This is a genomic window from Pseudomonas sp. DC1.2, from assembly GCF_034351645.1.
GTDB lineage: Bacteria > Pseudomonadota > Gammaproteobacteria > Pseudomonadales > Pseudomonadaceae > Aquipseudomonas.
In genome coordinates, this window is the sequence record NZ_CP133782.1 from 5554039 (window position 1) to 5565563 (window position 11525).

11 protein-coding genes are annotated in these 11525 nt (G+C 60.2%); 5 read left to right on the forward strand and 6 right to left on the reverse strand.

Going from position 1 to position 11525, the window contains the following annotated elements:
- Positions 1–18 precede the first annotated feature (18 nt).
- Positions 19–1317, reverse strand: coding sequence for an MFS transporter (locus RHM68_RS25315; RefSeq protein ID WP_322219709.1), 1299 nt, complete (start codon positions 1315–1317; stop codon positions 19–21).
- Between the two features lie 366 nt (positions 1318–1683).
- Between RHM68_RS25315 and RHM68_RS25320 the strand changes: the two genes are divergently transcribed.
- A complete protein-coding gene (locus RHM68_RS25320) occupies positions 1684–2088 on the forward strand; it encodes an acyl-CoA thioesterase (RefSeq protein WP_322219710.1) in 405 nt (134 codons plus the stop codon).
- A 71-nt stretch (positions 2089–2159) separates the two neighbouring features.
- Complete coding sequence (locus tag RHM68_RS25325; protein WP_322219711.1) at positions 2160–3059, forward strand: D-hexose-6-phosphate mutarotase; 900 nt, start codon at positions 2160–2162, stop codon at positions 3057–3059.
- Between the two features lie 67 nt (positions 3060–3126).
- Here RHM68_RS25325 and RHM68_RS25330 read toward each other — a convergent pair whose 3' ends face one another.
- From RHM68_RS25330 to RHM68_RS25350, 5 genes are all read right to left on the reverse strand, one after another.
- Positions 3127–3663 carry a DUF3299 domain-containing protein gene (locus RHM68_RS25330; protein ID WP_322219712.1) on the reverse strand — a complete coding sequence of 179 codons (537 nt, stop codon included), beginning with the start codon at positions 3661–3663 and terminating at the stop codon, positions 3127–3129.
- Between the two features lie 88 nt (positions 3664–3751).
- On the reverse strand, positions 3752–3997 hold the full coding sequence (locus tag RHM68_RS25335; protein ID WP_322219713.1) for a GlsB/YeaQ/YmgE family stress response membrane protein: 246 nt from the start codon (positions 3995–3997) through the stop codon (positions 3752–3754).
- A 102-nt stretch (positions 3998–4099) separates the two neighbouring features.
- Positions 4100–5182: a 5-(carboxyamino)imidazole ribonucleotide synthase gene (locus RHM68_RS25340; RefSeq protein ID WP_322219714.1), complete on the reverse strand. Its 1083-nt coding sequence runs from the start codon at positions 5180–5182 to the stop codon at positions 4100–4102.
- Between the two features lie 11 nt (positions 5183–5193).
- On the reverse strand, positions 5194–5685 hold the full coding sequence (gene purE / locus RHM68_RS25345; protein WP_019694319.1) for a 5-(carboxyamino)imidazole ribonucleotide mutase: 492 nt from the start codon (positions 5683–5685) through the stop codon (positions 5194–5196).
- A gap of 247 nt (positions 5686–5932) precedes the next feature.
- Positions 5933–6841, reverse strand: coding sequence for a LysR substrate-binding domain-containing protein (locus RHM68_RS25350; protein WP_322219715.1), 909 nt, complete (start codon positions 6839–6841; stop codon positions 5933–5935).
- 180 nt (positions 6842–7021) lie between these two features.
- Here RHM68_RS25350 and aspA point away from each other — a divergent pair, with 180 nt between their 5' ends.
- The 3 genes from aspA (at position 7022) to RHM68_RS25365 (ending at position 11520) form a co-directional block, all read left to right on the forward strand.
- Complete coding sequence (gene aspA, locus RHM68_RS25355) at positions 7022–8446, forward strand: aspartate ammonia-lyase (RefSeq protein WP_322219716.1); 1425 nt, start codon at positions 7022–7024, stop codon at positions 8444–8446.
- Positions 8447–8986: 540 nt separating this feature from the next.
- Positions 8987–10438, forward strand: coding sequence for an alanine/glycine:cation symporter family protein (locus tag RHM68_RS25360; RefSeq protein WP_322219717.1), 1452 nt, complete (start codon positions 8987–8989; stop codon positions 10436–10438).
- A gap of 77 nt (positions 10439–10515) precedes the next feature.
- Positions 10516–11520 carry an asparaginase gene (locus RHM68_RS25365; protein ID WP_322219718.1) on the forward strand — a complete coding sequence of 335 codons (1005 nt, stop codon included), beginning with the start codon at positions 10516–10518 and terminating at the stop codon, positions 11518–11520.
- Positions 11521–11525 lie beyond the last annotated feature (5 nt).

The following is an 11525-nucleotide window of genomic DNA, read 5'->3' on the forward strand; positions in this document are numbered from 1 at the left end:
GTGTAATTCGTGTTGCCCTTAGCGCCCCTCCTTCCAAAGATAAGCACCCACCAAAATCCCGACGCCACAAATGATCGCCACATAGTAGGCAGGCCCCATCGGGCTTTCCTTGAGCAGAAGGGTGACGATCATTGGCGTCAGACCGCCAAAAATGGCGTAGGCCAGGTTGTAGGAGAACGACAACCCGCTGAAGCGCACCACGGCCGGAAAGGCCTTGACCATCACATACGGTACGGCGCCGATGGTGCCAACCAGCATTCCGGTCACGGCGTACATCGGAAACAGCCATTCAGGGTGGTTGAACAGGCTGTGATAGAAGGTCCAGGAACTCAGCAACAATAAGCCGCTGCCGAAGACAAACACGCGACCCGCGCCGAAGCGATCCGCTAATGCGCCGGAGGCCACACAGCCCAGGCTCAAGAACACAATCGCCAGGCTGTTGGCCTGCAACGCCGTCGTCGGCGAGAAGTGGTAGACCGTCTGCAACACGGTCGGGGTCATCAGAATGACCACAATGATGCCGGCGGACAGCAGCCAGGTCAGCAACATGGAAATCAGGATCGCCCCACGATGGTCACGCAGCACCGCGCGTAGCGGCACTTCTTCAGCCAGGGCTTTGCGCAGTTGCAGCTCGGCGAACACCGGGGTTTCGTGGAGCCAGCGGCGCAGGTACACCGAGAACAGGCCAAACACGCCGCCCAGCAGGAAGGGAATTCGCCAGGCGTAATCCGCGACTTCCACCGGGGTATAGAGGCTGTTGATAACCGTCGCGACCAACGAGCCCAAGAGGATACCGGCAGTTAGGCCACTGGTCAGGGTGCCGCAGGCGTAGCCAATGTGCCGCTGCGGCACGTGTTCGGAAACGAAGACCCAGGCGCCCGGCACTTCACCGCCAATCGCCGCGCCCTGGATCACGCGCATCACCAACAGCAGGATCGGTGCCCACATGCCGATCTGTGCGTAGGTCGGCAGCAGGCCCATGATCAAGGTCGGCACGGCCATCATGAAAATGCTCAGGGTGAACATTTTTTTGCGCCCCAGCAGGTCGCCAAAGTGCGCCATTACAATCCCGCCCAAGGGCCGCGCGAGGTAGCCCGCGGCGAAGATGCCGAACGTCTGCATCAGGCGCAGCCACTCTGGCATGTCGGCCGGAAAGAACAGCTTGCCAACCACCGTGGCAAAGAAGACGAAGATGATGAAGTCGTAAAACTCCAGCGCGCCGCCCAAGGCCGACAGCGACAGGGTCTTGTAATCGTCGCGGGTTAACGGACGTGCGGATTGGGTCGGCTGCGCGATGCTCGAGGGCGCTGAGGTCATGGCAAGGGCTTCTCTTATAGTCGGATCTGCAACCTCAACAACGCTGGCGGAGGCTTGGGCAGGTTCGGCACGATAGCAAATTGTTCAAAAAAGCACATATAGGCGCGTATTTGACGGTGTAAATGAGAACCCGGCGGTCGTCTCGGGGTCTACCGACCGATATACTCGCAACCCTGCACCTGCTTGTAACGGGTTGCTGTGCGAAAACGTCGTTGGCACCGGCCAGCCTATTTCGCAGAGTTTCCCTTTAGGCGCCTTATGGAAAACGTGACGAACGTAGTATGTTCGGGGCTGAATCGTTTTTCCCGAAGACGGCTATTCACCTGAAAGACCAACGTAGAGTCACGGGTCAGAGGCACCCCCGGCATGATAGAGCTCGAACAAGAAGATCCAATCCCGCAAGGCGACCTGGCCCTGCAAATTACCGCCCTGCCGCGCGAAACCAACGGCTTTGGCGATATTTTCGGCGGCTGGCTAGTCGCACAAATGGATTTGGCCGGCACCGCAATGGCCAGCAAGGTTGCGGGTGGCCGCGTGGCCACCGTGGCGATCGACCGTATGGCGTTCCTGGTTCCGGTGGCGGTGGGCGCACAGCTCTCCTTCTACACGCAGGCCCTGGAAATCGGCCGCAGCTCGATCCGAATGATGGTCGAGGTCTGGAGCGACGATCCACTGTCCAGTGAGTGGCGAAAAGTGACTGAAGCCGTATTCGTGTTCGTCGCCATCGACGGCAGCGGCCGCACCCGCTCGGTGCCGCCGCGCGCTCGTTAAACCTGGGGAGCGTTAAACGCGGCCATCGTTTTACGGTCCATTGCAGTCCTGTTACCGATCGAGAGTTGCCCATGAGCACGCCCAACGTTGAAGCCGTGAAACTGGATGAACTGAACTGCTGGTGCATCCGCCACGGTCAGGCCGAATTGCTGGTGGCCCAGCAAGGCGCGCACATCCTGAGCTATCAAGTGGCAGGACAACCGCCGCTGATCTGGCTCAACGACCAGGCGCTGTTCAAGACCGGCAAAAGCATCCGCGCCGGTGTGCCGGTGTGCTGGCCGTGGTTCGGCAACCTGCCGCGCAACCCGCAGAGTGTTCGGGACATGCGCATCAGCAACGAACCGGCGACGGCCCACGGACTCGTGCGGACGATGGACTGGGCGCTGGGGGAAATGGCAACCGAGGGTGAAAGCCTGACGGTGGAATTCGTACTGCCCTACCCCGAAGGTGGCCTGCCGGGCTGGCCACATCAGGTGGATTTGAAACTGAGTATTCGCCTCGACAACCAGTTGCACATCAGCCTAACCAGCCATAACCAGGGCCAAGAAGCCGTTAGCATCAGCCAGGCGCTGCACAGCTATTTCGCGGTCAGCGATGTGCGCGACGTGCAGGTTGAGGGCCTGGATGGCTTGAGCTACATCGAAACCCTGGACGACTGGAACATCGTCAAGCAAACCGGCGACCTGCGCTTTATCGGTGAGACCGACCGCATCTACCTCAACACCCCGGCGACGCTAAGTATTGTCGACCCCGCCTGGAAACGACGCATCGAACTGACCAGCAGCGGTTCGCGCTCGACGGTGATCTGGAACCCATGGATTGATCGGGCAGCGGCATTCAGCGACATGGCCGAAGATGGCTGGCAGCGCATGCTGTGCATTGAGACGGCAAACGTGATGGACGATGTGGTGAAGCTGGAGGCCGGCGCCCGTCACACCCTAGGCGTGAGCATCGGCAGCAAACCTCTCTAGCACCACAAAACCATGGTTGGAGCGAGCCTCACCGCGGGCGGGCCTGCTCCAATATGAATGGCTGTGTTTATAGATCCGACTCTTTGACTACCCGCACTTTCGCTGCTTCCAACGCATACGCTGCATCCGCCAAGTCGTTGTTGACCTTCTCGATCTTCAGCGTGCCCGTCACCCACAGCGGTGTGTAGATATCGTCCAGCTTCAACCCCTTGGGGTATCGCACCAGCACCAACTGGTTAGGCGGCGGTGGCGGCACATGGATACAGGCGCCTGGGTATGGCACGAGAAAGAACAGCGTACTGCGGCCCTTGGCATCGGTTTCCAGCGGGACTGGATAGCCACCAATACGGATGCTCTTGTCGTTCATCGACGGCACGGTTTTGGTCGAATACATCACCGCCGGCAAGCCTTTGCTTTGCTTCAGGCCACCTTTGTCGGTAAACGTGCCAGTGGCCTCGGGGGAGTTATGATCGATTTCGGGCATGGCCTCGAGGGCTTTCTGGTCCGACTTGGGCATCAGTTCCAGCCAATCGGTTTCAGGCAATTCGCCGGCATGGGCGAAGCCCGAACCCAGAAAAAGGAGACTCAACAGAAGACGGCGCATGGGGATGCTCGACAAAGGAAAGGATGGGGCAATGGCGAGCATTCTAGCCCTCTCGACCTGCGCGGCAGAGAGGGCTTTGTCGCTTGAATCAGCTCTTTTTGAACAGGCCGTAGATCACCAGCAGCACGATCGCACCCACCAACGCACCGAAGAAACCTGCGCCTTGGCCGGCTTGATAAATGCCCAACGCCTGACCGCCGTAGGTGGCTGCCAGCGAACCGCCGATACCGAGCAAGATAGTCATGATCCAACCCATGCTGTCATCGCCCGGCTTCAGGAAGCGAGCCAACAGGCCGACGATCAAGCCGATAAAGATGGTTCCAATGATTCCCATGGCGTTTCCCTCTGAGTGATTTGGATATAAGCCTAGTCAGACTTTGACATCCTGCCATCAGAGAACGGCGACCCCTGAAGGTTCCGCCGATGCCTGATGAAACTATTCGGCGATCAACGCTTCGACTTTAAGAATCTGCTGCGCCAGCGTGGCCTTGTCGGCGCAACGCAGGTTGGCGTGACCGACCTTGCGTCCAGCCTTGAACGCCTTGCCATAGTGGTGCAAATGGCAATCAGCAATCGCGATGACTTTTTTTACCGGCGGCACGACACCGATAAAGTTCAGCATTGCGCTCTCCCCGACCTTGGCTGTCGAGCCCAGCGGCAGACCGGCGATGGCCCGCAAGTGGTTTTCGAACTGGCTGCACTCGGCGCCTTCAGTGGTCCAATGCCCTGAGTTATGGACGCGCGGGGCGATTTCGTTGGCCTTCAGACCACCGTCAACTTCGAAGAACTCGAACGCCATCACGCCGACGTACTCCAGCTGTTTGAGCACACGGCTGGAATAATCTTCAGCCAAGGCTTGCAGCGGGTGGTCGGTGCTGGCCACGGACAGCTTGAGGATGCCATTGTCGTGGGTGTTATGGACCAGCGGATAGAACTTCGTTTCGCCATCGCGAGCACGCACAGCGATCAACGAAACTTCGCCAGTGAACGGCACGAAGCCTTCCAGCAGGCAGGCGACGCTGCCCAATTCGGCAAAAGTGCCCACCACGTCTTGCGCCGTGCGCAGCACTTTCTGGCCCTTGCCGTCATAACCCAGGGTGCGGGTTTTCAGCACGGCCGGCAGGCCGATAGACACTACCGCGGCGTCCAGATCGGCTTGCGACTGGATATCAGCGAAGGCAGGGGTCGGAATCCCCAGGTCCTTGAACATGCTTTTTTCAAACCAACGGTCACGCGCAATGCGCAGGGCTTCGGCGCTCGGGTACACCGGGACGAACTGCGAAAGGAACGCAACCGTTTCGGCCGGGACGCTTTCGAACTCGAACGTCACCAGATCGACTTCATCGGCTAATTGACGCAAGTGGTCCTGATCACCGTAATCGGCCCGCAGGTGCTCACCCAGCGCAGCAGCGCAAGCGTCTGGCGCGGGGTCCAGAAAAGCGAAGTTCATGCCCAGCGGGGTGCCCGCCAAGGCCAACATGCGACCCAACTGGCCGCCACCGATTACACCGATCTTCATCGTCAACAACCTCAGGCGATGCGTGGGTCTGGATTGTCCAGAACGCTGTCTGTCTGCTCAGCACGGAAGGTTTTCAGTACCGCGTGGAACTGCGGGTGCTTGGCGCCCAGGATACTTGCCGACAGCAGCGCAGCGTTGATCGCGCCCGCCTTGCCGATGGCCAGGGTTGCCACCGGAATGCCCGCGGGCATCTGCACGATAGACAGCAGCGAATCGACGCCCGAAAGCATCGACGACTGCACCGGCACGCCCAGCACCGGCAGGTGAGTCTTGGCCGCACACATGCCTGGCAAGTGGGCCGCGCCACCGGCACCGGCAATAATCACCTCGATCCCGCGCGCCTCAGCCTCTTCGGCGTACTGGAACAGCAGGTCCGGGGTGCGGTGGGCAGAGACCACTTTAACCTCGTAAGGGATGCCGAGCTTTTCCAGCATATCGGCGGTGTGGCTAAGGGTGGACCAATCGGACTTGGAGCCCATGATCACGCCAACCAGTGCGCTCATCGTCGTGCCTCTTCTCTCTGGGCGCCCGCAGGCGCGTCAAAAAACAACAAGCCACGCGGGAAATCCGGCGTGGCTTGAGTATGCGAATTAAGGCCGGTTGGACCGGCCGAAGGCCGCGCAGTATACCTCAATGAAGCAGATAAACAGCCCCCGCGGCGACCATCTGTCATACGGCGCGAAGTGCCGGTTTTATTGACTTCAAGGTCAGCGAACGATCACCACAATCCCCCAGGGTGACGCGATGGACTCAAGTGCCTTGCGCCGCGCCGCCTTCAAGCTTGCGCCACAGCAAACGCACATTGGCCTTGCGCACCAGCGCGCAGCGATACAGTCGAATCTCCAGCGGCACATGCCATTGCGGGCCACCACACACGACCAATTCGCCACGCGCCAACTCGGCGCGCACGCTCAGTTGTGGCACCCAGGCAATCCCCAGTCCCTCCAGCGCCATGCTTTTCAGGCTGTCGGCCATGGCCGTTTCATAAATAGTGGTAAAACGCAGCGCGCGCTGGCGCAGCAGCAAATTCACCGAGCGCCCGAGAAAGGCACCGGCGCTGTAGGCCAACAACGGCACGCTGACCTCGCCTTCCAGGTCGAACAACGGTTTGCCTTCGGCATCCGCCGCACACACCGGCAACATTTCAGTCTGCCCCAGGTGCAGCGAAGGGAAGATCTCCGGGTCCATCTGCATCGCCGCGTCCGGATCATAGAACGCCAGCATCAAATCGCACCCGCCTTCACGCAACGCATGCACCGCGTCGCCGACGTTGGTGGCGACTAATCGGGTGGCGATGTTCAGGCCTTCATTCCGCAGCTGTGCAATCCAGCGCGGAAAGAAACCCAGCGCCAACGAGTGCGCTGCCGCGACCTGCATTACCTCGCCCTGCCCGCCTTCCAAATGATGAAGGTGACGCAACACTTCGCCGAGCTGCTCGACCACCGTGCGCGCGGTGACCAAAAACAACTGCCCCGCCGCCGTCAGCTCGATCGGTGTGCGCGAGCGATTGACCAATTGCAGGCCCAGCGCGGTCTCAAGACTGCGGATGCGCCGGCTGAACGCTGGCTGGGTCACAAAGCGCCGTTCGGCCGCCTGGGAGAAGCTGCGAGTGGCGGCCAAGGCACTAAAGTCCTCCAACCATTTGCTTTCCAGATTCATCACGCCCTCCCGGACACGCACCAATTTAGGTCGCACGCTCGCCGCACACGCGGCGTCACACGGGCATTATGCCGAATGTGCATAGGCTAGTGCGTAACAGCATTGGCCCAAAAAACACCACAAGCCTAGCATTCGCAGCGTTCCGGCATTGACCGGGTCCTTATCGAGATGATTTCTATCATGTCCTCCGCTGCATCTTTGCGCACAGAAAAAGACCTGCTTGGCGTACTCGAAGTACCCGCTCAAGCGTATTACGGCATCCAGACCCTGCGAGCGGTGAACAACTTCCGTCTCTCCGGCGTTCCGATTTCGCATTACCCGAAACTGGTTGTCGGTCTGGCAATGGTCAAACAGGCCGCCGCTGACGCCAACCGCGAGCTGGGTCATCTGAACGAAGCCAAGCACGCCGCCATCAGCGAAGCCTGTGCCCGATTGATCCGCGGTGATTTCCACGAAGAGTTCGTGGTGGACATGATTCAAGGCGGCGCCGGCACGTCGACCAACATGAATGCCAACGAAGTCATCGCCAACATCGCGCTGGAGGCCATGGGTCACCAGAAAGGCGAATACCAGTACCTGCACCCGAACAACGACGTGAACATGGCGCAGTCCACCAACGACGCCTATCCCACCGCGATCCGCCTGGGTCTGCTGCTGGGTCACGACGCGCTGCTGGCCAGCCTCGACAGCCTGATCCAGGCATTCGCCGCCAAGGGTGTGGAGTTCAACCACGTCCTGAAAATGGGCCGCACCCAACTGCAAGACGCCGTGCCAATGACCTTGGGTCAAGAGTTCCGTGCGTTCGCCACCACCCTGAGCGAAGACCTGGCGCGTCTGAAGACCCTGGCCCCCGAGCTGCTGACCGAAGTCAACCTGGGCGGCACCGCGATTGGCACCGGCATCAACGCCGACCCGCGCTACCAGCACCTGGCCGTCTCGCGCCTGGCAATCATCAGCGGTCAACCGCTGGTGCCGGCGGCTGACCTGATCGAAGCCACGTCAGACATGGGCGCCTTCGTGCTGTTCTCCGGCATGCTCAAGCGCACTGCGGTCAAGCTGTCGAAGATCTGCAACGATCTGCGTCTGTTGTCCAGCGGACCACGCACCGGCATCAACGAAATCAACTTGCCAGCGCGTCAGCCTGGCAGCTCGATCATGCCCGGCAAGGTCAACCCGGTGATCCCGGAAGCTGTTAACCAAGTCGCGTTCCAGATCATCGGCAACGACCTGGCGCTGACCATTGCGGCCGAAGGCGGCCAGTTGCAGTTGAACGTGATGGAGCCGCTGATCGCGTTCAAGATCTTCGACTCGATCCGCCTGCTGCAACGCGCCATGGACATGCTGCGCGAGCACTGCATCGTCGGCATCACTGCCAACGAAGCACGCTGCCGCGAACTGGTCGAACACTCGATCGGCCTGGTCACCGCACTGAACCCGTACATCGGCTACGAAAATGCCACCCGTATCGCCCGTATCGCTCTCGAAAGCGGTCGCGGCGTACTGGAACTGGTGCGCGAAGAAGGCTTGCTCGACGAAGCGATGCTCGCCGACATCCTGCGCCCGGAAAACATGATTGCTCCGCGTCTGGTGCCTCTGAAGGCCTAACCAAAACGCCGGTTCCTTTCATCAGGAACCACGCTCACCAGGTCGAGGGACTAGACACCTCTCACCTTTTGAGGGCTTGGGGATTTATTTCCCAAGCCCTTTTTTTTAACCCTTTGGCAGCAACAACAGAATGTTTGAACGCTGAGAAATATGGGAGCGAGCCTGCTCGCGAAAACGATAGGCCGAGCACATCGATGCTGGATGTGCCGCCCTCTTCGCAAACAGGCTCGCTTCTACATGAAACAGCTTTCACATAAACCCGACGCCAGAAACGTCGGGAGTTTCAACGCTTCGTTTCGTCGTTTGCACCACAACCGTGCAGACGGGCACGCCACTGATCGGTATAGTGCGGCCCCTCTTCGCGTGAGCGGTCGTCGGTAACGAGGCCCAAACACATGCGAAACCCGACCTAATAACAACCCGCGATATGGAGCCGGGATGAACCTTCGCCTCACCTGCTTTGCCCCGCGCAAACCGGTGTAACGCGATGTGTCTGCCCCGCCAGCATTTGCTTAAACAAAAAACAGCGAGGAATACTCCATGCTCGAAGTCATCAACGGCTTCCTCTCAGAGAAAGTACTGATCGTGCTCATTGTCGGGCTCGGTGGTTACTTCACGATCCGCTCGCGTTTCGTTCAATTGCGCCACTTCTTCCATATGTTCGCGGTGTTCCGCGACAGCCTCAAAAGCAGCACCGGTCAACTCAGCTCGTTCCAGGCCCTGATGCTCAGCCTCGCCGGCCGCGTTGGTGCAGGCAACATCGCCGGTGTCGGCATCGCCGTCACCATGGGCGGCCCTGGCGCGGTGTTCTGGATGTGGGTGACCGCGCTGGTCGGCATGTCCAGCAGCTTTTTTGAGTGTTCCCTCGGCCAGCTCTACAAGCGCTGCGACTCCGACGGCACCTACCGTGGCGGCCCGTCCTATTACATTCAACATGGCCTGCAAAAACGCTGGTTGGGCATGGTCATGGCATTCCTGTTGCTCGTGACCTTCGGCTTCGCCTTCAACGGCCTCCAATCCCACGCCGTGACTCACTCGCTGCAGGACGCGTTCAAATTCGACCCGCATTACACCGGCGCGGCGCTGGCCGTATTGCTGGGCCTGGTGTTCATCGGTGGCATCAAGCGCATCGCCAAGGTCGCTGACCTGTTGGTACCGGTGAAAACCCTGGTCTACATCGGCGTGACCCTCTACGTGATCGTGCTGCAATTCGACCACGTTCCAGCGATGCTGATGACCATCGTCAAAAGTGCCTTCGGTCTGGATCAGGCCTTCGGCGGCCTCGTCGGCAGCGCAATCATCATGGGCGTTAAGCGAGGCGTGTTCGCCAACGAAGCGGGCCTGGGCAGTGCGCCAAACGTAGCAGCTGTGGCGTCGGTTGAGCACCCGGTGGCACAAGGCGTGGTTCAAGCGTTCAGCGTGTTCCTCGACACCTTCGTGATCTGCACCTGCACCGCGTTGCTGATCCTACTGTCGGGCTTCTACACCCCTGGCTTCGAAGGCGACGGCATTGCCCTGACCCAGAATTCCCTGGCCGCCGTGGTCGGTGACTGGGGCCGGGTGTTCATCTCCGTGGCCCTGTCGTTGTTCGTGTTTACCTCGATCCTCTACAACTACTACCTGGGCGAGAGCAATCTGCGCTTCCTGATCGGTGAAAACCGCTGGGCGCTGATGGGTTACCGTGCCTTGGTATTGGTGTTGATCTTCTGGGGTGCCATCGAAAACCTCGGCACGGTGTTCGCCTTCGCCGACATCACCATGACCCTGCTGGCGTTCGTCAACCTGATCGCGCTGTTCCTGCTGTTCAAAGTCGGCATGCGCATCCTGCGTGACTACGATGACCAGCGTGCTGCCGGGATCAAGACCCCCGTGTTCGATTCGAGCAAGTTCCCGGACCTGGACCTGGACCTGAACGCCTGGCCCGCCAACCCGCCGGCCGCCGCGACGAAGGCCGAAGCTGAGCCTCAAGGCGTGACCGCAGCGCAACGCTGATCGGTTAAAGTGCGATTTGCCCTGTGGGAGCGAGCTGGCTCGCTCCCACAGGAAGTCTTCGTTCTTGGAGAAACCCCATGAATTCCTCGACCTACCCCGGCGCTCAGCACGTCATGGTGCTCTACACCGGTGGCACCATCGGCATGCAAGCCAGCGCCAATGGCCTGGCCCCGGCGTCCGGTTTCGAAGCACGGATGCGCGACCACCTGCACAGCCAACTCGAACTTGTGGTGCCACAGTGGCGCTTTCGCGAGATGTCGCCGCTGATCGACAGTGCCAACATGAGCCCTGCTTATTGGCAACAACTGCGTGAAGCCGTCGTCGATGCCGTTGATGAGCAAGGCTGCGACAGTGTGTTGATCCTGCACGGCACCGACACCCTGGCCTACAGCGCAGCGGCCATGAGCTTTCAATTGCTCGGCCTGCACGCGCGCGTGGTGTTTACCGGCTCTATGCTCCCGGCCGGCGTGACCGACAGCGATGCCTGGGAAAACCTCAGCGGCGCACTCGTTGCACTGGGCCACGGCTTGGCGCCAGGCGTGCATTTGTACTTCCACGGTGAGTTGCTGGACGCCACCCGTTGCGCAAAGGTTCGTAGTTTCGGTCGTCATCCGTTCAAGCGCCTGGAGCGCCAGGGGGGTGGCGTGAAAGCCACGTCGCTGCCCACGCAACTGAACTACAACCAGCGCAGGCAACTGGCGAAAGTCGCTGTATTGCCCCTGTTCCCCGGGATTGGCGCCGAGGTACTGGGCGGCATGCTCGATAGCGGCATTCAGGGCTTGGTGCTGGAATGCTACGGCAGCGGCACCGGACCGAGCGACAACCCCGAGTTTCTCGCCAGCCTGGAGCGGGCACGGGATAAAGGCATCGTGGTGGTCGCCGTCACTCAGTGCCATGAAGGCGGTGTCGAACTCGATATTTACGAGGCCGGCAGCCGCTTGCGTGGGGTCGGTGTCTTGTCCGGCGGCGGCATGACCCGCGAAGCGGCATTCGGTAAATTGCATGCGTTGCTGGGCGCAGGGCTGGAAACGGCAGAAGTTCGTCGACTGCTCGAACTGGATTTATGTGGCGAGCTGCGCTGACGCTC